Here is a 21,036-nt window from a genome sequence, read left to right on the forward strand (position 1 = left end):
AAACTGCCCGCGTCGAGCGGCTACGGCGTCTTCGGCCGCGACACCAGCTCGATCATCCGGCCTTCGTCATCGTCCGGCATCTTCGCCGCCGCCTGCGCGTAGGCCTCGACCGCGGCGACCGCGACCAGCGGCTTGTCTGCCAGGAGGCTCTCGGCGAGCTTCACCGCATAGGCGGCATCCTTGTGCCGCAGCGCCGTCGTGAACGTCGCGCCGGAAAAATCGCGTGCGACCATGCGCGTGGAGTGACGCTGCACCTGGGGGCTTGCGGCGACCCCTGCCTGGATCGACTCCAGCACGAGGTTCATGTCGAGCCCGGCCCGCTCGGCGATGGCGAGGCCCTCGGCGAGACCGGCGATCTGGATCGCGCCCATGAGATTGTTGATGAGCTTGTAGACCGTGCCGGAGCCGACCGGCCCGAAATGGCGGATGGTCGAGCCGATTGGCGTCAGATAAGGCCGCGCACGCTCGAGATCGGCCGCATCGGCGCCGGCGAGCAGCGTCAGCTTCCCGGCCGCCGCCGCGTCCGGCAATCCCGTCACGGGACAATCGATGTAGATCAGACCGCGCGCGTTGAGCTCGCGGCCCATCTCGCGCGCGTGGTCATGGGAAACGGTCGAGCATTCGATCGCGATGGTGCCGGCCTTCGCCGTCTTGGCCGCGCCCTTGGGCCCGAGCCAGACCGCGCGCGAGGCCTCGTCGTCGGCGACCATGGTCACGACCGCGGCGGCATCGATCGCCGCGTCCTCCGGCGAGGTCGCCCAATGCGCGCCGCGCGCGATCAGGTCTTCCGCCTTGGCCTTGCTGCGATTCCACAGCGTCACCGTGAAGCCGGCATCGAGATAGCGGCCGGCCATGCCATGACCCATCCGCCCCAATCCGATGAAGGCGACACGGGGCATGGCTAGTCCACGTCCTCGATCTCGCCGGTCGTGGTGCCGAACGCGCGCTGCGCCAGCGTCGCGGCCATGAACTCGTCGAGCTCGCCATCGAGCACGCCCGCGGTGTCGGAGGTCTGCACGCCCGTGCGCAGATCCTTCACCATCTGGTAGGGCTGCAGCACGTAGGAGCGGATCTGGTGGCCCCAGCCGATGTCGGTCTTGGCGGCCTGATCGGCGGCGGCTTTCTCCTCGCGCTTCTTCAGCTCCATCTCGTAGAGCCGCGCGCGCAGCATGTCCCAGGCCTGCGCCCGGTTCTTGTGCTGGGAGCGTCCGGCCTGGCAGACCACGGCAACGCCGGTCGGAATGTGCGTCAGGCGCACTGCGGATTCGGTCTTGTTGACGTGCTGGCCGCCGGCGCCGCCCGAGCGCATGGTGTCGACGCGGACATCCGATTCCTTGATGTCGATCTTGATGCTGTCGTCGATGACGGGGAAGACCTGCACGCTCGAGAACGAGGTATGTCGCCGCGCGTTGGAATCGAATGGCGAGATGCGCACCAGGCGATGCACGCCGGCTTCCGTCTTCAGCCAGCCATAGGCGTTGTGCCCGGAGACCTGGATCGTCGCCGACTTGATGCCGGCCTCTTCGCCCTCGGATTCTTCCAGGAACTCGACCTTGAAGCCGTGGTTTTCGGCCCAGCGCGTGTACATGCGCAGCAGCATCTGCGCCCAGTCCTGGCTTTCGGTGCCGCCGGCGCCGGCATGGACTTCGAGATAGGAATCGAAGCGGTCGGCCTCGCCCGACAGCAGCGCCTCGAGCTCGCGGCGCGCGACTTCCTTCTTGAGGTTCTTCAGCGCAGCTTCGGCTTCGGCAACGACGCCGTCATCGCCCTCGGCCTCGCCGAGCTCGATCATGCCGATGTCGTCTTCGAGCTCCTGCTCGACCTTGCCGATTCCTGAGAGCGCATCCTCGAGCGAGGTGCGCTCCTGCATCAGCTTCTGGGCTTTCTGGGGATCGTTCCAGAGATTGGGATCTTCTGCGAGCTTGTTCAGCTCAGCGAGGCGCGCCGTCGATTTCTCGACGTCAAAGATGCCTCCTCAGCAGCCCGACTGACTGCTTGATCTCTTCTACCAACCGTTCGATTTCGGCGCGCATGTCGTTCTCTGGTTTCGCGGAATGGTTCCGCAAGCAATTGAGGTGTGGATGTAGCGGCGGCGACTGCAAAGCGCAACCGCCGGAACCGCGATCGTCTGTGTTGTCCTGAGCCTTAAAGCGCGACGCGATTAGGATCAATCGTCATCGCGCTTTAGGTTGTTGTTTAAGCATGATCTTTTCGGAAAACCGCGGCGCACTTTTCCGGATCGTGCTTAGTACAGCCCGCCGGTGCCCGGCCGCATGAAGAAGCCGGAATCCGGCTGCTGCTGCTGCGACGCCGGCATGCGCCCGTCGGCGTCGGCAACGCCGATGACCGAATAATTGTCCGGCGGGGCCGTGCCCGGCTTGAAGGCTTCGAGGATGGTTCCTCCGGTCTCGCCGGGGCCTGCGCGCATGCCGGTCTTGGCGACGACGCGCACGAGCTTGATGCCGGCCGGCACCTTGAACGGAACGGCCGGCTTGTCGGCGAGCGCGAGCTTGAGGAAATCGCGCGCGATCGGAGCTGCCAGATGGCCACCGGTCGCGGCATTGCCCCGACCCAGCGGACGCGGCTTGTCGTAGCCCATGTAGATGGCGACGGCGATATCGGGCGAGAAGCCGACGAACCAGGCGTCCTTGGCCTCGTTGGTGGTGCCGGTCTTGCCGGCGACGGGTTTGCCGACGTCCTTGATGACCGTGGCCGTACCGGCCTGCACAACGCCTTCCATCAGCTCGGTGATCTGATAGGCGGTCATGGAATCCAACACCTGCTCGCGGCGGTCGATCAGCTGCGGCTCGGGCTGGTTCTTCCAGCCGCCCGGCGCGTCGCAGCCGCGGCACTCGCGCTGGTCGTGCTTGAAGATGGTGTGGCCGTAGCGGTCCTGGATGCGGTCGATCAGCGTCGGCTTCACGCGGCGGCCGCCATTGGCGAGCATCGAGTAAGCCGTGACCATGCGCATCGCCGTGGTCTCACCGGCGCCGAGCGCGTAGGAGAGATAGTTCGGCAGCTCGTCATAGACGCCGAAACGGCGGGCGTATTCGCCGATCAGGGGCATGCCGATGTCCTGCGCGAGGCGCACCGTCACGGTGTTGAGCGACTGCCGCAGCGCATTGCGCAGCGTCACCGGTCCCTGGAACTTGCCCGAGGAGAAGTTTTCAGGCCGCCACACGCCGGCGCCCTGGCCCTGGTCGATTTCGATCGGCGCATCGAGCACGACGGTCGAGGGCGTATAGCCGTTGTCGAGCGCGGCCGAGTAGACGATCGGCTTGAACGACGAACCCGGCTGCCGATAGGCCTGCGTGGCGCGATTGAACTGGCTCTGGTCGAACGAGAAGCCGCCGACCATCGCGAGCACGCGGCCCGTCCAGGGATCCATCACCACCATGGCGCCGGAGACCTCCGGGATCTGGCGGAGCCGGTACTGGCCCTCGACGGGCTGGCCGTCCTTGTAGAGCGGATCGGCATAAATGACGTCGCCGGGCTGAAGCACCTGCGAGACCGCCGTCGGCGTCTTGCCCTTCGTGCCGCCCTGCAAGGCCCGCGCCCAGCGCACGCCGTCGACCGTGACGATGCCGGTCTCGCGCTGCTTGCTGATGGCGCCGCCGAGCTCGCGGCTCGGCTGGAAGCCGATGCGCGCCGACTGCTCGCTGGTCTCCAGCACCACCGCCATGCGCCATGGCGAGATGTCGGAGAGCGATTTGATCTCGGCGAGCTTCACGCCCCAGTCGCCCGAAACATCGAGCTTGCTCATGGCGCCGCGATAGCCCTGCTGCTCGTCGTAGTTCACGAGGCCGGCGACCATGGCCTTGCGCGCCATGACCTGGATCTTCGGATCGAGCGTGGTGCGAACCGACAGGCCGCCTTCATACAGCTTCTTCTCGCCGTAGCGCTCGAAGATGTCGCGGCGGACTTCCTCGGCGAAATATTCGCCGGCGAAGGTGTGGGCGCCGTTGGACCGGCTGGTGACGGCCAGCGGCTCCTTCCGCGCCTTGTCGGCGTCGGCCTGCTTGATCCAGCCGTTCTCCAGCAGACGGTCGATCACGTAATTGCGGCGCTCGACGGCGCGGTCGCGGTTGCGGACCGGATGCAGCGTCGCCGGCATCTTCGGCAGCGCCGCCAGATAGGACGCTTCCGCCACCGTCAGCTCGTTCACCGACTTGTCGAAATAGACCAGCGAGGCGGCCGCGATGCCGTAGGCGCCGAGGCCCAGATAGATTTCGTTCAGGTACAGCTCGAGAATCTTGTCCTTCGAGTAGGTTTTCTCGATGCGCATCGCCAGCAAGGCTTCCTTGATCTTGCGGGCGAAGGAGACCTCGTTGGTCAGCAGGAAGTTCTTGGCGACCTGCTGGGTGATGGTGGACGCGCCCTGCGGGCGGCGGTTGGAGCCGTAGTTCTGCAGATAAAGCAATCCGGCGCGTGCCATGCCGGTGTAGTCGATGCCGCCGTGCTCGTAGAAATTCTTGTCCTCGGCGGCCAGGAACGCGTTGATCACGAGCTTGGGCACGGCCTGGATCGGCAGATACAGCCGCCGCTCCTTGGCGTACTCGCCAAGCAGCGAACCGTCGACCGCGTGCACGCGGGTCATCACCGGCGGCTCGTAATCCTGAAGCTGAGAGTAGTCCGGCAAGTCCTTGGAGAAATGCCAGATCAGGCCTGCCACGGCCCCGACACCGACAAGGAACACCACCGTTCCCGCGGCGAACAGGAAGCCCATGAACCGCACCAGCAAGCGCATTATCTGTTTATCCGTTCAAACTCTGGATCAGCCCAGTATCAGCCCCATGGCGACCCCAAATGGCCGCCAACCTCACGTCGCGAATTCGCCGGCTTACGCAATCACATCAATGCCGGACTTCCGACGCTTGCCGAGCAGGATTCTCGCCGATTCCGACCCCCTGCGGGGTTTTTATAGAGCGTCCGCTGTGGCCAAACTAGGGCCTTTGGATCGGGCGGGATCAACCCATTCAGTTCGGAGTTCCGGCCGTGGCCATCCGCTTGGTCAAAAATCCGTCGATCGCCTGTGCCATCGAGCCAACGGCACGCGACCGCCACCCCTCGGAGACCAGGTGCTCGAGATCCCCCTTGTTGGAGACATAACCGATCTCGACCAGCACGGAGGGTACATCGGGCGCCTTCAGCACCCGGAAGCCGGCGGACTTCAGGGGATGCTTGTGCATCCGCACCGTCGCCTTCATTTCACCCATCAAGAGGCGGGCGAAACGGTTTGAAAAGGTGCGGGTTTCCCTCTGCGTGAGGTCGATCAGGATATCGGCGACGTCGTTGGGCTCCTCCGCGAGATTGAAGCCGGCGATCGCATCGGCCCGGTTCTCCGCATCCGCCAGCCGCTGAGCCTCGGCGTCGGACGCCTTATCTGAGAGCGTATAGATGGTCGCGCCCTGCGCATCGCCCTCGGCACGAGGCAGCGCATCGGCATGAATCGAGACGAACAATGCCGCCTTCTGGTTGCGGGCGATCTTGGTCCGGTCATTGAGGGGGATGAAGGTGTCGTCGTCCCGCGTCATCACCACGCGGTATTTACCGGCCTTTTCCAGCTTGTCGCGGAGCGCCAGACCAAAAGCGAGCACCAGGTTCTTCTCGCTCTCGCCCCCCGACTGCGTGCCGTTGTCGATGCCGCCATGGCCGGGATCAATCACGACCACCGGACGGCCGTCGGCCTTCTGCTGCGCGGCATCCGCGGTTGCCTTGGCGGGAACCGTGGCAGGCGGCGCCTCGGCGATCGCGGGCCGCAACTCGGGACGGTTTTCAGGCGGGAGCGATGCCACGAAGGCGGCGCGCTCGATCTCCTCCAGCTCGAGCACGAGCCGGGCCGGCTGGCCGTTGGCGGCTTCGACCACGTAGGAATTGGCGATCTTCGCCGGCCCCGTCAGGTCGAACACGATTCGCGAGCCGCCGGGCATGACCAGCCCGTAGCGGAAAGCCTTGACCAGCCCCCGCCCCCCGCTTCCGGTGCCGGCGGGCAGCTGGAAATTGACTTGCGGCACGTCCACCACCACGCGGAACGGGTCGGCCAGCGCGGCGGTGCGGAAGGTAATGGTCCGGTCGAGGTCGAGGATGAAGCGAGTCTGCTTGCCGTCGCCGGCCAGCCGGGCGGCCGAGGCCACCGGAAAATTCGCTGCGGCAACAACGGGCTGCGGCTGACTTTCCGCAGCAATGAGGCGCGAGGAATCAGCACACGGCAATGCCGCTGTGCACAGCAACACGCCTCCCAGCAAAACCCGTCGATTTGTGCGGCTCGCCACCGATTCCGTGCCTCCGAGCAGCCCTCTTAACGCAATAGAACCACAGGGTTAATCGCTCCCTAATGACAGAAGTGCGAAACTCGGCGACTGTGACCGCCGTGCGACGCTTCCCTTGCACGGATGGCTCATTCCTCGTATGTACGGAATGCTGACGGCCGATATTTCAGGTTGTGTCGCATTCAGCCTCCCGGCGCTGCGCCGGAACTCCCAAGATTTGGGGATTCCAGCGTTTTCCGTTTCCCTCTAAGACCAGCGCGGTGCGCGGCAGCGAGGTGGAGCGGGTCAGGCACCGGCGGTGGACGGTCTCGGGTTACCACTCATGTTACCGGGACGGTTCTGACGGCGGCGTAACCCATTACCCGGTCCCTTGATCCCAAGGGAGCGGTTCGTGATCCCCAAGGCGAGCGCGCTCGCGCCGTGCCTGGCCAGCAGCAACTGATTGAAGGGCGGCCTCGCCGCCCAATGTTTCATACGGGCCGACGCTTGATGCGCCAGACTGTGCCGACGAAATCTGAAGGACCATTCGCGACGCTGCGGAGTGACAATCCCGCGCGTCGCAACGGTCCTGAAGCTTCCGGTTCGGCAAGGCGCGAGAGACGGCGTTTCGGCCTTCCCCTCACCCCCGAATCAGGTGGACCGTCGCGTCACCCGGCGGCGCGATACGCGCCCACGGTTTATCGCGTCCGCCGCCGCCAAGAGTTAAGACATGCCCAACAAGATGTTGATCGATGCCACCCACCCGGAAGAGACCCGGGTCGTCGTGGTCCGCGGCAATCGCGTCGAAGAGTTTGATTTCGAAACCGCGCAACGCAAGCAACTGCGCGGGAATATCTACCTCGCCAAGGTCACACGGGTCGAACCCTCGCTCCAGGCCGCCTTCGTCGAATATGGCGGCAATCGCCACGGTTTCCTCGCCTTCAGCGAAATCCATCCCGACTATTATCAGATCCCGGTCGCCGACCGGCAGGCGCTGATCGAGGCCGAGGAACAGGCCCATCGCGAGGCCGAGGAAGAGAGCGAGAACCGCTCGCACGGCCGCCGCCGTTCGCGCCACCGCAACGCCCGCCGCCGCGGTCATGGCGAGCGCGTGCGCAGCGACATCGTCGAAGGCCTCGAGGTCGGTGCCGATCCCGCAGCCCAGCCCTCGGAGGGCGAGGCCCCGCGCACCGAAGGCGCGCCGTACGAGGGCGAGCATCTGCACGCCGATGGCGAGCACGAAGGCCACGACCACGATCAGGGCGAACATGCTCATGGCGAGCATGATCACGACGACCATCATGCCCATGATGACGAACACGCCCGTGATCACGATCACCGGCACGACCACGATCACGATCACCACCATGATCATCATGACCATGATCATGCCGACGAGACGCCCGCGCCCGTTGCGGCCGTCGGCGCCGAGCCCGTGGTCGCGACCGAGGCCGCTGCCGAGCCCCAGGATGCCGAAACCTTCGAAGCTCACGTTCCTGAAGCGCATGCGGAAGCTCTGGCTGAGGCCGTGACATCGGCCGCTGAGCCGGCCGATGCGGTGTACGCCGCCGGTGAGAATGCCGAGACGTCCGCCGAGGCTGCGGAAGCAACCAGCGACGACGATGAGGACGAGGACGAAGACGACGGCGAGGAAGCCGAAGAGGAAGTCGTCGAATCCGTCGGCGGCGACGATGTGCTGGAGGAAGTGCCGGAGCGCACCTTCCGTCCGCGCCGTCAGTACAAGATCCAGGAAGTCATCAAGCGGCGCCAGGTGATGCTGGTGCAGGTGGTCAAGGAGGAGCGCGGCAACAAGGGCGCGGCGCTGACGACCTACCTCTCGCTCGCCGGCCGCTATGCCGTGCTGATGCCCAACACCGCGCGCGGCGGCGGCATCAGCCGCAAGATCACCAGCGCGCAGGATCGTTCGCGCCTGAAGGAAGTGGTGCAGGATCTCGACGTGCCCGAGGGCATGGGCATCATCCTGCGCACGGCAGGCGCTTCCCGCACCAAGCCCGAGATCAAGCGTGACTTCGAATATCTGATCCGGATGTGGGAAACGGTACGCGACCTCACGCTGAAGTCGCAGGCCCCGACCCTCGTCTACGAGGAAGGCTCGCTGATCAAGCGCTCGCTGCGCGACCTCTACAACAAGGAGATCGACGAGATTCAGGTCGCCGGCGAATCCGGCTACCGCGAAGCCCGCGATTTCATGAAGATGCTGATGCCCGCCAATGTCGGCGCGGTGAAGCAGTATCGCGACGGCCAGCCGCTGTTCTCGCGCATGGGCGTCGAGAGCCAGCTGGACGCGATGTTCTCGCCGACCGTGCAATTGCGCTCCGGCGGCTACATCGTGATCAACCAGACCGAGGCGCTGGTCTCGATCGACGTCAACTCCGGACGATCGACGCGGGAGCACCATATCGAGGACACCGCGCTCAAGACCAATCTGGAAGCGGCCGAAGAGGTCGCCCGCCAGCTCCGGCTGCGCGACCTCGCCGGCCTGATCGTCATCGACTTCATCGACATGGACGAGAAGCGCAACAATCGCGCGGTCGAGCGCAAGCTGTCCGATTGCCTCCGGCAGGATCGCGCGCGCATCCAGGTCGGCCGCATCTCGCATTTCGGCCTGCTCGAAATGTCGCGCCAGCGCATCCGCGCCAGCGTGCTGGAGAGCTCGACCGATCCGTGCCCGCATTGCGGCGGCACCGGCCACGTCCGCTCGGTGTCTTCGGTGGCGCTGCAGCTGCTGCGCGGCCTCGAAGAGATCCTGATGAAGGGCGCGACCCACAATCTCGTGGTCCGCACCCGCACCGACGTCGCGCTCTACGTGCTGAACCACAAGCGTGGCCATCTGCGCGACCTCGAGAACAGCTTCAAGGTCACGCTGTCGGTGATCGCCGATCCCACCGTCAGCGGACCGCAGGCATATGTGATCGACCGCGGCGAGCAGGTGCATACGCTCGAAGCCGCCAAGGCGCTGCTCGCTGCGCAAGTGGCTGCGAGCCCGCCGCCACAGGCCGAAGAAGCCTATGACGACGAGGATGGCTTCGACCTGGAAACCGAATCCGAGGTCGAGACCGACGAGACCGAAGGTCTTGCTGACGAGCAGGCTGCCGGCGAGGCAGCCTCCGAGCAGGACGGCCAGCGCCGCAAGCGCCGTCGCCGCCGGCGCGGCCGCGGTGCTCAGCGCGAGGGTGAGTTGCGCGAGGATACCGCCCCCACGCTTCCCGAAGCGGCCGTGATGGCCGGTGAAGGTGAAGACGATACCGAGTCCGAGCAGGACGGCGAGGAAGGCGAGGAACAGGCAGCGCGTGGCGAGCAGCAGGGCAGCGGCGAGCGCCGGCGTCGGCGTGGTCGCCGCGGCGGACGCCGCCGTCGCGGTGGCGGCGAGGAAGGTCTCGCCGGCTCCATCGGCGACGAGCTCGGCGCCAGTCAACCGTCGGAGGCGACGGACGCGGTTGCCGATTTCGACGGCTTCGGCAGCGAGCCTGCGCCCTCCATCGCGCAGGCCGAGCATATCCAGGCCGAGCACGCCATCGAGCCGCAACACGCCATCGAGCCGCAAATCGTGCAGCCCGAGCCGCGCGCCGAGGTTCGGACCGAGGCGCCGGCCCAGCCGGAGCCGGCTTCCGCCACGACGACGGCAACGTCAGAAGAGGAGTCCGCCAGCGACAAGGCCGCGCGGCGCCGCTCCACCGTCCGGGAAAAGGTGAGCTTCCTGCTGAACAGCCAGCCCGAGCCGGCAACGCCGGTGGCGCAGGTGACCGAGCCGGTCGCTGCGCCCGCGCCGGCACCCGAGCCTGCGCCGGAGCCCACAAGCGAAACCCCGACGGCCCCGCGCCGCGCCGGCTGGTGGTCGCGCCGCTTCGGCGGCGGCGAATAACAGGGACATCCATGAAACCGCCCGGCCAAGCCGGGCGGTTTTTGGTTGGCAAGGTCAGTTTCGATGCGACGTGCAATAGTTCTCGGCGGCGGCATGGTCGGTGTGAGCGCGGCGCTGCACCTGCAGCAGCGCGGTTGGTCCGTCACGCTCGTCGACCGCAGGGAGCCGGGCCGCGAAACCAGCTACGGCAATGCCGGGATGATCCAGGCGGAAGCGGTGCGCCCCTATCCCATGCCGCGCGACTTCGCCTCGCTCTTGAAGATCGCGACCGGCCGCACCAACGACGTGCGCTACAGCCTCTCCTCCCTCCACCTCCACATCGAGCCCCTGCTCCGCTACTGGTGGCATTCGGCGCCGAAGCGGCATCGCGAGGCGATCGAGGCGTGGGCACGGCTGATCGCCTACGCGACGGCCGAGCACGACATCCTGATCCGCGAGGCGCATGCCGATAATCTCATCCGCCGTGCCGGCTACCGAGCATTGTTTCGCGACCGCGCGTCACTGGATCTCTCGATCAAGGCCGCGGAAGAGGATCAGCGCGAATTCGGCGTGAACTTTCGCGTGCTGTCGGGCAGCGAGCTTGCCAAGGCCGAGCCGATCCTGCGCGACGATCTCCCCGGCGCGATCCATTGGCTCGACACCTGGACCGTGTCGGATCCCGGCGCACTGGTCACAGCCTACGCCGAGTTGTTCGAGCGCCTCGGCGGCACGATCGTGCTCGGTGATGCGCAGTCGCTGCAGCAGACTGCGACCGGCTGGTCGGTCGACACCGACAGCGGACGCCTCGATGCTCCCGACGCTGTCGTGACGCTCGGGCCGTGGTCGCCCGACCTCCTCCACAAATTCGGCTACCGCATCCCGCTGGTGCGCAAGCGCGGCTACCACATGCATTACAGCGGCGGTGCGTCGCTCGACCTGCCGCTGATCGACAAGACCGGCGGCTATGCCATGGGTCCGATGGCCAAGGGCATTCGCATCACGACGGGAGCGGAGCTGACGGGGCCGGATGCGCTGGCAACACCGGTGCAGCTCGCCAGCGCCGAAGCCTCGGCACGCGAGCTGATCGACCTCGGCAAGCGGGTCGAGCCGGACCCGTGGTTCGGCACTCGGCCCTGCACGCCCGACATGCTCCCGGTGCTCGGCCGCGCCCCGCGCCACCCCGGCCTCTGGATGAACTTCGGCCATGGTCATCAGGGCTTTACGCTGGGACCTGCGACCGGCCGCCTGCTCGCCGAGATCATGAGCGGCGAGACGCCGGCGGTCGATCCCATGCCATACCGGCCTGAGCGCTTCTAAGCCTCAATAAAAAGGGCTGATCGAGAATCTCGACCAGCCCTGTCATTTCAAGATCTGACGGCGCGGCCTGCGCCGTCGGACGCGGTTTGCAGATCAGTCCGTCGTGATCGCGGTCTCCATGTCAGTCGGATCGATCTGCTTGGCGAGGTTGGCGTTGAGCTTGTCGCGGTCGAGCTCGCCTTCCCACCATGCCACGATCACGCAGGCGACGCCGTTGCCGCACAGATTGGTCAGCGCGCGGCACTCGCTCATGAACTTGTCGATGCCGAGCACGATCGCCATGCCCGGCACGAGGCGTGGATCGACCACGGCGAGCGTCGCCGCCAGCGTGATGAAGCCCGCGCCGGTGATGCCGGAGGCGCCCTTCGAGGTCAGCATCGCCACCACCAGGATCGTGAGCTGCTGGCCGAAGGAAAGATCGACGCCGAGCGCCTGCGCGATGAACAGGGTCGCCAACGTCATGTAGATGTTGGTGCCGTCGAGGTTGAACGAGTAGCCCGTGGGCACCACGAGGCCGACCACCGACTTGGAGCAGCCGAGCCGCTCCAGCTTCTCCATGAGGGACGGCAGCGCGCTTTCCGAGGACGAGGTGCCGAGCACGATCAGCAGCTCGTCCTTGATGTAGGCCAGGAACTTGAAGATCGAGAACCCTGCCAAGCGCGCGATGAGGCCGAGCACGACGAACACGAACAGCGCCGCGGTGACATAGAACGTGGCGATGAGACCGATCAGGTTGAGGATGGCGCCGGTACCGAACTTGCCGATCGTATAGGCCATCGCACCGAACGCACCGATCGGCGCCGCGCGCATCACGATCGAGATGACACCGAACACCGCGTGCGCAGCATCGTCGATGAAGCTGCGAATCGTATGGCCACGCTCGCCGAGGCTCATCAAAGCAAAGCCGAACAGCACCGCGAACAGCAGCACCTGCAGAATTTCGCCTTGCGCGAAGGCGCCGACCACGGTGTCGGGAATGATGTGCAGCACGAAGTCGACGGACTTCTGGCCGGCGGCCTGCTTGGCGTAAGTTGCGACGGCCGCCTCGCTCGCCGCCGCATTGCCGAAACCGGAGCCCGGCTTGACGAGATTGCCGACGACGAGGCCGATCACCAGCGCGAAGGTCGAGACGACCTCGAAATAGACCAGCGCCTTGACGCCGATGCGTCCGACCTTCTTGGCGTCCTGGATATGGGCGATGCCGGAGACCACGGTGCAGAAGATGATCGGGGCGATCACCATCTTGATCAGCTTGATGAAGCCGTCGCCGAGCGCCTTGATCCATTCGTTGGTGGCGAACTGAGGCCACAGCCAGCCGACGATGGCGCCGAGCACGATGGCGATCAGCACCTGGACGTAGAGGACCTTGTACCACGGCTTGGCGACGGGCGGCGCGACCGGCGCTCCCGCCATCGTTGTCGTCGTCATGGTTTCACTCCCCCTCAAAACACCGGGCCAGCCAAGATCAACTTGGCCGGCGCTGTCAATTGGAACTGCTCGCTACCGGCTTTTACCCGCGGCGCTCGACGATCCGGCGCGCCGCCGGCATCAGGGCCGCCCCGAGCGCATTCTTGACCAGTGAGGCCGCAATGAACGGCACGATGCCGACCTGCCAGGCCTTGGCGGCGCCGAGGCCAAGACCGAACGCCAGCCAGCCGAAGCCCGCAGCCAGAATGACGATGTGGCCAACGGCCATCGCCGCAAACAGCAGCATCACGCTGCGATCCCAGCCGCGCTCGGCGAGCCAGCCGGTCACGAAGGCAGCCAGCACGAAACCGAACAGGTAGCCCGCGGTCGGACCGACCAGCGGCGCAATCCCAGCCACGGGACCGGCGAACACCGGCAGCCCCATCGCACCCTCGGCGAGGTAGGCAATCATGGTTGCGCTGCCAAGGCGCCAGCCATAGGCGGCGCCGATCATCAGCACCACCAGCGTCTGCAGGGTCATCGGCACATAGGGCAGCGGCAGGTTCACCTTGGCCGACAGCGCCATCAGCGCGGTGCCGAGAACGATCAGCACGGCGGCACGCAGCGCGCCGACGGCTTCGCCCGGCCGGGTCGGCCACATCAATGCGGCGAGAGAAGAATGCGGTGCGGCGGCGGACGGGGCGGAACTGTCTGACAAGTTGAACTCCGGAAGGCTGTCGAAAGCTGGCGGCTATTTAAGCCAGTGAGCGATCCGGTCAACTGCCTCGCGCATCTCATCGGGCGAGCGGGCATAGGAAAACCGGACGAATGAACGGCCATGGATGGGATCGAAATCGAGGCCGGGCGTCGCCGCCACGCGCGCCTGCTCCAGCATTTGCTGGGCGAACTCGAAACTGTCCGAGGTGAAGTCCGAGACGTCGGCGTAAAGATAGAAGGCGCCGTCGGCCGGCAGGAATCTCGTCAGTCCGGCCTTGGGCAATCCGTCGATCAGAATACGCCGGTTTTCCTGATAGCCGTGCTTGATTTCCTCCATCTCGGCCGCGCCGTCGAAGGCGGCCTCTGCCGCGATCTGCGACAGCGACGGCACCGAGATCGAGAGGTTCTGTTGGAGCCGCTCGATCGGCCGCACCAGGATCTCGGGCACGACCATCCAGCCGACGCGCCAGCCCGTCATGCAAAAATACTTCGAGAACGAGTTGATCACGAGTGCGTGCTCGGACAGCGCCGCCGCGGTCACGGCTGGAAACGCGTAATCGAGCCCGTGATAGATCTCATCCGAGATGAAGCGGATGCCAGCATCTTCCGCGGCCGCGATGAGGCCGGCGAGCGCTTCGCGGGACATCATCGTGCCCGTCGGATTGGCGGGACTGCCGACCAGCACGCCCTTCAGCGGCGCCTTGCGATGGGCGGCGATGAGCGCCTCACCGGTCAGCGCATGGCGCGTCTCGTTGGTGGTTTCGATCAGCACCGGCTCGCAACCGAGCGCGGTGAGGATATGGCGGTACGGTGGATAGCCCGGCACGGTCACGGCGACGCGATCGCCGGGCTCGAACATCGACAGGAAAGCCAGGATGAAGCCGCCGGAGGAGCCTGTGGTCACCACGATCCGTTCGGGGCTGACGTCGCAGCCATAGGTGTCGCGATAATGGCGCGCGATGCGCTCGCGCAGACTGGGAATGCCCAGCGCGGAGGTATAATCGATCCGTCCGGCCTCCAGCGCCGCATGGGCGGCTGTGATCGCAGTCCTGGGCGCGCCGGCCGCGGGCTGGCCGACCTCCATATGGATGACATGACCGCCGGCGGCCTCGATTCGGGCCGCCGCCGCCATGACGTCCATCACCATGAACGGGGGAACATCGCTGCGGCGGGAGGGCTCGAGCCACTGCCCCAACCGGTTCCTCAAGGTCGCATCGTGCATCGATTTCTGCTATTCGCTGGCGGACCGGATCCGTCCGGTCCGGAAAACAGGGCGCTTGCGCCCCAGACTGGCCGCATTGTACGGCTCATAAAGGGCGCGGCTCACAAGGGGCATATCGCGGATCCGGTCTGCCGCCAATCGCCAAACCAATCACGAAACTGCTGACCAAGACCGTTTGACCAGACCGCTCGATGTTGCTCAGGATCGCATTGCGCCAGAAGGCCTCCGCTCTCACCGCCCTCGCCACGGCCGCGGCCATCGCGCTGACGCCGTTCTCGGCCGCGCGGGCACAGGCCAAGGGGCCGCCGGTGCTGCGCGACACCGAGACCGAGCAGCTGCTGCGCGAATACACCCGTCCGATCCTGCGTGTCGCGGGTTTGGAGAAGCAGAACATCCAGATGGTGATCATCAACGACGGCTCGTTCAACGCGTTCGTCGCGGACGGCCGCCGCATCTTCGTTAATTGGGGCGCGATCCTCCAGTCGGAGACGCCGAACCAGATCATCGGCGTGCTCGCGCACGAGACCGGACATCTGGCCGGCGGTCACCTGTCCAAGCTGCGCGAGCAGCTTGCCACGGCCCAGACCCAGATGATCATCGCGATGCTGCTCGGCGCCGGCGCAATCGCCGCCGGCAGCACCCGCAGCTCGAGCGCCGGCAACAACGGGCTGGCCAATGCCGGCGCGGCCGCGATCGCCGCTCCGCAGGAGATGATCCGCCGTACGCTGCTATCCTACCAGCGCCAGCAGGAGGAGAACGCCGACCGCGCCGGCGTGAAATTCCTGACTGCGACCCAGCAATCGCCGAAAGGCATGTACGAGACCTTCAAGCGCTTCACCAGCGAGAGCCTGTTCGCTTCGCGCGGCGCCGATCCCTATCTCCAGTCGCATCCGATGCCGGCCGAGCGCGTCGCCGCACTCCAGGAATTCGCGGGCACCAGCCCATACTGGAACAAGAAGGACGATCCCGCGCTTCAGCTCCGGCACGACATGGTCCGCGCCAAGATATCAGCCTTCATGGAGCGGCCGGAGACGGTGTACCGCCGCTATCCCCAGACCAACGACAGCCTGCCGGCGCGCTATGCCCGCGCCATCAGCACCTATCTGCACGGGGATTTGCGCAGCGCGCTCACTCAGATCGACGCGCTGATCCAGGTTCAGCCGAACAACCCCTACTTCTACGAGGTGCGCGGCCAGGCGCTTTTGGAGAGCGGGAAGCCGGCGGAGGCGATCGCTCCCCTGCGCAAGGCAGCGCAACTCTCGAACAACGCCCCCCTCATCGAGATGTTACTTGGGCAGGCTCTGGTTGGAGCCGATAATAAAGCCTACACCGACGATGCCGTTCGGATTCTCCGCGCTGCGGTGGCCCGAGAGCCCGAGGCGGCGCTCGGTTATACCCAGCTCGCAATGGCCTATGGCCGGAAGGGAGACTACGCCGAGGCCGATCTCGCCTCGGCCCAGGCCGCTTACTTGCGCGGCGACAACAAGACCGCCCGCGAGCTTGCAACGCGCGCGAAAACACGTTTCGCCATCGGCACGCCCGGATGGGTCAAGGCCGACGACATCGTGGCGGCGAAGCCGCCGCGCAACTGACGCAACTCGAACGACGCCCGATACCACGACGTCACGACACCGAGCTTAAGTCCGCCGGGACGTTTATCGAAACCTGCTTTGGATAAGAGGATTTACCTATGCCTTCGCTGCGCCTGCTTGCTCCCGCATTGTTCGCGCTCGCCATGTTCGGCGCAGCCGTGCCCGCGTCGGCCGACAGCTTCTCCGATGCCCAGCGCACCGACATCGAAACCATCATCAAGAACTACCTCGTCAGCCATCCCGAGGTGCTCGAGGAGGCCATGGCCGAGCTCAGCAAGCGTCAGGCCGCGGCCGAAACGCAGAAGCACGAGGCCAGCATCGCGCAGAATGCCAATGCGATCTTCAACTCGCCGCGCCAGGTCGTGCTCGGCAACAAGGACGGCGACGTCACCTTCGTCGAGTTCTTCGACTACAATTGCGGCTACTGCAAACGCGCGATGGACGACATGCTGACCATCATGAAGAGCGATCCGAAGCTGAAGGTCGTGCTGAAGGAGTTTCCGGTGCTGAGCCAGGGTTCGGTCGAAGCGGCGCAGGTCGCGGTCGCCGTGCGCATGCAGGATCCCACCGGCAAGAAATATCTCGACTTCCACCAGAAGCTGCTCGGTGGCCGGGGCGCTGCCGACAAGGCGCGCGCGATTCAGGCGGCGAAGGAAGCCGGCCTCGACACCGCTCGAATCGAGAAGGACATCGCCAGCCCCGAGGTGCGCGCCACCATCGAGGAGAACTTCAAGCTTGCCGAAGCGATGGGCATGAACGGCACGCCGAGCTACGTCATCGGCAAGCAGATCGTGATCGGCGCTGTCGGCGTCGAAGGCCTCAGGGAAAAGATCGGCATCGCCCGCTGCGGCAAAGCGGCCTGCTAAGGCGACTTGCTTGATCGCGCCTTTCGCAACTCGTGCATGCAAAAGGGTCGGCTGAAGAGCCGGCCCTTCTTTTAGCGCGCCCAACGTTGGCGTCTTCGTGCAAAGTCGTTCATCCAGCGTTCAACAAACAAATGCCGCGGAACAGACGAAGTTCCGGAACAACTCAAATCTCCTTTCGTTGTCGGCGCGGGCAATGACGCAGGAAACACGTGAGGAGAATTTCGATGTTGAACCGCTTTATGATCTCGGTTGCCGCAGTTGCACTCGTCGCGGGGACCGATTTGGCAAACGCACAGGGCAGCATGGGCCGCGACAGCGGTGGCGGCGCCGGTGGCTCGCAGCAGATGCAGCCCTCGCAGCCCTCCGGCGGCGGCGCTGAGCGCGGCTCGATGGGGCGCGACTCCATGAGCCATGACAAGGGCACCGTCGGTCAGGCCGGCGGCTCCAGCACGATGAAGTCCGATCGGGCCTCCGAGGACAAGTCCGGTGCGATGAAGGACGAGCGCCCGGGCGCCGCGATGAACAAGAACGCGGCCGAGGACAAGGCCGGTGCCACCAAGGGCCAGCGCACCGATGATCGCGCGCAGGGCCAGATGGACAAGTCCCAGCAGGACAAGTCCAAGAGCATGAGCCAGGACACCAGCAAGTCCGGCAGCAAGGACCAGAAGGACATGAAGGCTGAGGGCAGCAAGAGCGGCACCTCGACCAACAACGCCGAGACCCGCCCGGGCACCGGCACCAGCACCAACCAGAATGCTCAGGGCCAGACCGGCACCAGCACGACCCAGAACGCGCAGGGCCAGAGCTCGACCACGGTCGGCCAGGCCGGCGCCGCTGCCAAGCTTTCGACCGAGCAGCGGACGCAGATCACGTCGGTGATCCGCGAGCAGCGCGTCGCTCCGGTGACGAACGTGAACTTCTCGATCTCGGTCGGCACCCGCATCCCGCGCGAGGGCATTACGCTGCACGCCCTGCCGTCGCGGGTCGTGACCATTTATCCGGAGTGGCGGACCTACAGGTACGTCCTGGTCCGCGATGAGATCGTGATCATCAATCCGGACACCTACGAGATCGTGGCGGTCCTGAACGTCTGAGGCAGGATACCGGCAAGCTCGGGGCGGGCAGCGATGCCCGCCCCTTTGCATTCGGCCCGCAGCCATGCTTCGGACTGGTTAACAAGCAATTTCCGTAGTTTCCGCACAGGTTTTTGCGCACTGGGTGAGGTGCTTGAACCCGCCCCTGAGGCCCTTCGAGGCTTCCCCTCACGCGCTTTGTTACCTATAACCCCGCCACGCCGAAGCACCTCTTTCCGGGATTGGAATGGCCGAAACTGCAACCGACACGATCCTCGTCCTGAACGGGCCGAACCTCAACTTGCTGGGGACGCGCGAGCCCGAAAAGTACGGTCATGCGACGCTGGCCGACGTCGAGGCGCTGTGCCGGGAGACAGCGGCGACCTTCGGCCTGAAGGCCGATTGCCGGCAGTCCAACCGCGAAGGCGAGCTGATCGACTTCATCCATGAGGCGCACCGGCGCAAGATGAAGGGCATCGTCATCAACGCCGGCGGCTATTCCCACACCTCCATCGCGCTGCACGACGCACTGCTCGCGGTGCAGATCCCGACGGTCGAGGTGCACGTGACCAACATCCACGCCCGCGAGAGCTTTCGTCACCATTCCTACACCGCACGCGCGGCCTTCGCCTCGCTCTGCGGTTTCGGCATCGAGGGCTACCGCCTCGCCATTCAGGGCCTTGCCGCCAAGCTCGGCATCAAGCCCAACGCCTGACGCCCCCTTCCAACAGAACATTCGGATCAAACAACATGGCGCGCCAGCCAGACGACAAAGCAGCCGCAAAGTTTTCCAGCGAGGATTCGGCGCTCATCCGCGAGCTTGCCTTGCTGCTCGATGAAACCAGCCTGACCGAGATCGAGATCGAGCGGGCGGGGCTGCGCCTGCGCGTCGCCCGCAACATCAGCGTGGCCGCGACCATGCCGATGCCGATGGCGGCCGCTCCTGCCGCCATGACGGCGGCTGCAAGCGCGGCCGCGCCCGGCACTGCCGCGGCCGATCTGTCGAAGCATCCCGGCGCCGTGACCTCGCCGATGGTCGGCACCGCCTATTGGGCGCCGGAGCCGGGCGCAAAGCCGTTCATCGAGGTCGGCACCAAGGTCTCGGTCGGCCAGACGCTGCTGATCATCGAAGCCATGAAGACGATGAACCAGATCCCTTCGCCGCGCGCCGGCACGGTGACGCAGATCCTGGTCGAGGATGGCCAGCCGGTCGAGTACGGCGAGCCGCTGGTGATTATTGAGTGACGCGAATGGGGAATAGCGAATAGCGAATGGCGTCAGCCTTTCCTACTCGCCATTCGCCACTCGCCATTCGCTGCAGGACAATATGTTCGACAAGATCCTCATAGCCAATCGTGGCGAGATCGCCCTTCGCATCCTCAGGGCCTGCAAGGAGCTCGGGATCGCGACCGTCGCCGTGCACTCCACGGCCGACGCCGACGCCATGCATGTGCGGCTGTCGGACGAGAGCGTCTGCATCGGGCCGCCCTCGTCCAAGGACAGCTATCTCAACGTGCCCGCGCTGCTCGCGGCCTGCGAGATCACGGGCGCCGATGCCGTGCATCCCGGTTACGGCTTCCTCTCCGAGAACGCGCGCTTTGCGGAAATCCTCGCCGAGCACAATCTGCATTTCATCGGCCCGAAGGCCGAGCACATCCGCCTGATGGGCGACAAGATCGAGGCCAAGAAGACGGCGAAGCGCCTCGGCATTCCCGTGGTGCCCGGCTCCGATGGCGCGGTCGGCCCCGATGACGACGCGATGGCGATCGCCAGGAAGATCGGCTTCCCGGTGCTGGTGAAGGCGGCGGCCGGCGGTGGCGGCCGCGGCATGAAGGTCGCGCACAGCGAGGCCGACCTCCAGCTGGCGCTGTCGACGGCGGCCAACGAGGCCAGGTCCGCCTTTGGCGATGCGTCCGTCTATCTGGAAAAATATCTCCAGAAGCCGCGCCACATCGAGATCCAGATCCTCGGCGACGGCCGCGGCGGCGCCATCCATCTCGGTGAGCGCGACTGCTCGCTGCAGCGCCGGCACCAGAAGGTCTGGGAGGAAGGCCCCTCGCCCGTGCTCTCCGCCGCAGCGCGAGCCAGGATCGGCGAGACCTGCGCCAAAGCGATGCGCGAGATGAAATATCTCGGCGTCGGCACCATCGAGTTCCTCTACGAGGACGGCGAGTTCTACTTCATCGAGATGAACACCCGCATCCAGGTCGAGCATCCCGTCACCGAGAGCATCACCGACATCGACCTCGTGCTGGAGCAGATCCGCATCGCCGCCGGCGGCGACCTGCCCGCCAGGCAGGACGAAATCCAGGTCATCGGCCACGCGATCGAGTGCCGCATCAACGCCGAGAATCCGCAGACCTTCCGCCCCTCGCCCGGCCGGATCCTACAATATCATCCGCCCGGCGGCCTCGGCGTCCGGATCGATTCCGCCGTCTATCAGGGCTACACGATCCCGCCTTATTACGATTCGCTCGTCGGCAAGCTGATCGTGCATGGCAAGACCCGCGCCGAATGCCTGATGCGGTTGCGCCGGGCGCTGGACGAGATGGTGGTCGAAGGCATCGAGACCACGCTGCCGCTGTTCCGGGCGCTCGTGCGCGAAGACGCCATCATCAACGGCGACTACCACATCCACTGGCTGGAGCAGTACCTCGCCGGCAAGCCGGAACCCGAAGCGGGATAGTCCTCCTCTTGTGGAACCCTTTGGCCCCAATCGCGTTCTGGACGGT

Annotated in this window: 16 protein-coding genes; 8 read left to right on the plus strand and 8 right to left on the minus strand. The window is 65.6% G+C overall.

Annotated features, from left to right (window positions below; all coding sequences use genetic code 11):
* Nucleotides 1-20: 20 nt before the first annotated feature.
* The 5 genes from AC1RQP_RS03990 to AC1RQP_RS04010 all read right to left on the minus strand — a co-directional run bounded on the left by AC1RQP_RS03990 (nt 21) and on the right by AC1RQP_RS04010 (nt 7,755).
* Nucleotides 21-899, minus strand: a complete 879-nt coding sequence (locus AC1RQP_RS03990; RefSeq protein WP_492936006.1) for an NAD(P)-dependent oxidoreductase — start codon at nt 897-899, stop codon at nt 21-23.
* 2 nt (nt 900-901) lie between these two features.
* Nucleotides 902-2,033, minus strand: a protein-coding gene (prfB, locus tag AC1RQP_RS03995; RefSeq protein ID WP_194387559.1) for a peptide chain release factor 2 whose coding sequence is annotated in 2 segments (ribosomal slippage) — nt 902-1,963 and nt 1,965-2,033 — 1,131 coding nt in all. Because the reading frame shifts where the segments join, the coding sequence is not laid out codon by codon here.
* 212 nt (nt 2,034-2,245) lie between these two features.
* The gene (locus AC1RQP_RS04000; RefSeq protein WP_492936007.1) at nt 2,246-4,747 is read right to left on the minus strand and encodes a penicillin-binding protein 1A; all 2,502 of its coding nucleotides are present in this window, start codon (nt 4,745-4,747) and stop codon (nt 2,246-2,248) included.
* 229 nt (nt 4,748-4,976) lie between these two features.
* Nucleotides 4,977-6,272 (minus strand): N-acetylmuramoyl-L-alanine amidase, encoded by a 1,296-nt coding sequence (locus tag AC1RQP_RS04005; RefSeq protein WP_239623397.1) that lies wholly within the window; start codon nt 6,270-6,272, stop codon nt 4,977-4,979.
* 616 nt (nt 6,273-6,888) lie between these two features.
* The gene (locus AC1RQP_RS04010; protein ID WP_492936008.1) at nt 6,889-7,755 is read right to left on the minus strand and encodes a hypothetical protein; all 867 of its coding nucleotides are present in this window, start codon (nt 7,753-7,755) and stop codon (nt 6,889-6,891) included.
* 21 nt (nt 7,756-7,776) lie between these two features.
* Here AC1RQP_RS04010 and AC1RQP_RS04015 point away from each other — a divergent pair, with 21 nt between their 5' ends.
* Nucleotides 7,777-10,131, plus strand: a complete 2,355-nt coding sequence (locus tag AC1RQP_RS04015; protein ID WP_492936009.1) for an Rne/Rng family ribonuclease — start codon at nt 7,777-7,779, stop codon at nt 10,129-10,131.
* Between the two features lie 63 nt (nt 10,132-10,194).
* Nucleotides 10,195-11,427: an NAD(P)/FAD-dependent oxidoreductase gene (locus tag AC1RQP_RS04020; RefSeq protein ID WP_492936010.1), complete on the plus strand. Its 1,233-nt coding sequence runs from the start codon at nt 10,195-10,197 to the stop codon at nt 11,425-11,427.
* Nucleotides 11,428-11,520: 93 nt separating this feature from the next.
* On the opposite strand, the gene AC1RQP_RS04025 is transcribed toward AC1RQP_RS04020, so the two are convergent.
* The 3 genes from AC1RQP_RS04025 to AC1RQP_RS04035 form a co-directional block, all read right to left on the minus strand.
* Nucleotides 11,521-12,855 carry a dicarboxylate/amino acid:cation symporter gene (locus AC1RQP_RS04025; protein WP_239623394.1) on the minus strand — a complete coding sequence of 445 codons (1,335 nt, stop codon included), beginning with the start codon at nt 12,853-12,855 and terminating at the stop codon, nt 11,521-11,523.
* An 82-nt stretch (nt 12,856-12,937) separates the two neighbouring features.
* The gene (locus tag AC1RQP_RS04030; RefSeq protein WP_239629749.1) at nt 12,938-13,495 is read right to left on the minus strand and encodes a biotin transporter BioY; all 558 of its coding nucleotides are present in this window, start codon (nt 13,493-13,495) and stop codon (nt 12,938-12,940) included.
* A gap of 90 nt (nt 13,496-13,585) precedes the next feature.
* Nucleotides 13,586-14,773 (minus strand): pyridoxal phosphate-dependent aminotransferase, encoded by a 1,188-nt coding sequence (locus AC1RQP_RS04035; protein ID WP_239623393.1) that lies wholly within the window; start codon nt 14,771-14,773, stop codon nt 13,586-13,588.
* Nucleotides 14,774-14,964: 191 nt separating this feature from the next.
* Between AC1RQP_RS04035 and AC1RQP_RS04040 the strand changes: the two genes are divergently transcribed.
* The 6 genes from AC1RQP_RS04040 to accC all read left to right on the plus strand — a co-directional run bounded on the left by AC1RQP_RS04040 (nt 14,965) and on the right by accC (nt 20,990).
* Nucleotides 14,965-16,365, plus strand: coding sequence for a M48 family metalloprotease (locus AC1RQP_RS04040; protein WP_492936011.1), 1,401 nt, complete (start codon nt 14,965-14,967; stop codon nt 16,363-16,365).
* Between the two features lie 98 nt (nt 16,366-16,463).
* Nucleotides 16,464-17,231 (plus strand): DsbA family protein, encoded by a 768-nt coding sequence (locus AC1RQP_RS04045; RefSeq protein WP_492936012.1) that lies wholly within the window; start codon nt 16,464-16,466, stop codon nt 17,229-17,231.
* A gap of 224 nt (nt 17,232-17,455) precedes the next feature.
* Nucleotides 17,456-18,325 (plus strand): DUF1236 domain-containing protein, encoded by an 870-nt coding sequence (locus tag AC1RQP_RS04050; protein WP_492936013.1) that lies wholly within the window; start codon nt 17,456-17,458, stop codon nt 18,323-18,325.
* A 226-nt stretch (nt 18,326-18,551) separates the two neighbouring features.
* Nucleotides 18,552-19,019 (plus strand): type II 3-dehydroquinate dehydratase, encoded by a 468-nt coding sequence (gene aroQ / locus AC1RQP_RS04055; RefSeq protein WP_239623389.1) that lies wholly within the window; start codon nt 18,552-18,554, stop codon nt 19,017-19,019.
* 35 nt (nt 19,020-19,054) lie between these two features.
* Entirely contained in the window at nt 19,055-19,549 is a 495-nt protein-coding gene (gene accB, locus AC1RQP_RS04060) for an acetyl-CoA carboxylase biotin carboxyl carrier protein (RefSeq protein WP_239623388.1), read from the plus strand.
* An 82-nt stretch (nt 19,550-19,631) separates the two neighbouring features.
* The gene (gene accC, locus AC1RQP_RS04065) at nt 19,632-20,990 is read left to right on the plus strand and encodes an acetyl-CoA carboxylase biotin carboxylase subunit (protein ID WP_239623387.1); all 1,359 of its coding nucleotides are present in this window, start codon (nt 19,632-19,634) and stop codon (nt 20,988-20,990) included.
* Nucleotides 20,991-21,036: the final 46 nt, after the last annotated feature.

The sequence above is a fragment of the Bradyrhizobium sp. GW821-FHT13H06 genome, from assembly GCF_058803975.1.

Excerpts from the sequence above, each read along its gene's own strand:
- AC1RQP_RS03990 (WP_492936006.1), bottom strand. The coding sequence starts at position 899 with ATGCCCCGTGTCGCCTTCATCGGATTGGGGCGGATGGGTCATGGCATG.
- AC1RQP_RS04000 (WP_492936007.1), bottom strand. The coding sequence starts at position 4,747 with ATGCGCTTGCTGGTGCGGTTCATGGGCTTCCTGTTCGCCGCGGGAACG.
- AC1RQP_RS04010 (WP_492936008.1), bottom strand. The coding sequence starts at position 7,755 with ATGCGCTTCAGGAACGTGAGCTTCGAAGGTTTCGGCATCCTGGGGCTC.
- AC1RQP_RS04020 (WP_492936010.1), top strand. The coding sequence starts at position 10,195 with ATGCGACGTGCAATAGTTCTCGGCGGCGGCATGGTCGGTGTGAGCGCG.
- AC1RQP_RS04025 (WP_239623394.1), bottom strand. The coding sequence starts at position 12,855 with ATGACGACGACAACGATGGCGGGAGCGCCGGTCGCGCCGCCCGTCGCC.
- AC1RQP_RS04030 (WP_239629749.1), bottom strand. The coding sequence starts at position 13,495 with ATGTGGCCGACCCGGCCGGGCGAAGCCGTCGGCGCGCTGCGTGCCGCC.
- AC1RQP_RS04035 (WP_239623393.1), bottom strand. The coding sequence starts at position 14,773 with ATGCACGATGCGACCTTGAGGAACCGGTTGGGGCAGTGGCTCGAGCCC.
- AC1RQP_RS04040 (WP_492936011.1), top strand. The coding sequence starts at position 14,965 with ATGTTGCTCAGGATCGCATTGCGCCAGAAGGCCTCCGCTCTCACCGCC.
- AC1RQP_RS04045 (WP_492936012.1), top strand. The coding sequence starts at position 16,464 with ATGCCTTCGCTGCGCCTGCTTGCTCCCGCATTGTTCGCGCTCGCCATG.
- AC1RQP_RS04050 (WP_492936013.1), top strand. The coding sequence starts at position 17,456 with ATGTTGAACCGCTTTATGATCTCGGTTGCCGCAGTTGCACTCGTCGCG.
- aroQ (WP_239623389.1), top strand. The coding sequence starts at position 18,552 with ATGGCCGAAACTGCAACCGACACGATCCTCGTCCTGAACGGGCCGAAC.
- accB (WP_239623388.1), top strand. The coding sequence starts at position 19,055 with ATGGCGCGCCAGCCAGACGACAAAGCAGCCGCAAAGTTTTCCAGCGAG.
- accC (WP_239623387.1), top strand. The coding sequence starts at position 19,632 with ATGTTCGACAAGATCCTCATAGCCAATCGTGGCGAGATCGCCCTTCGC.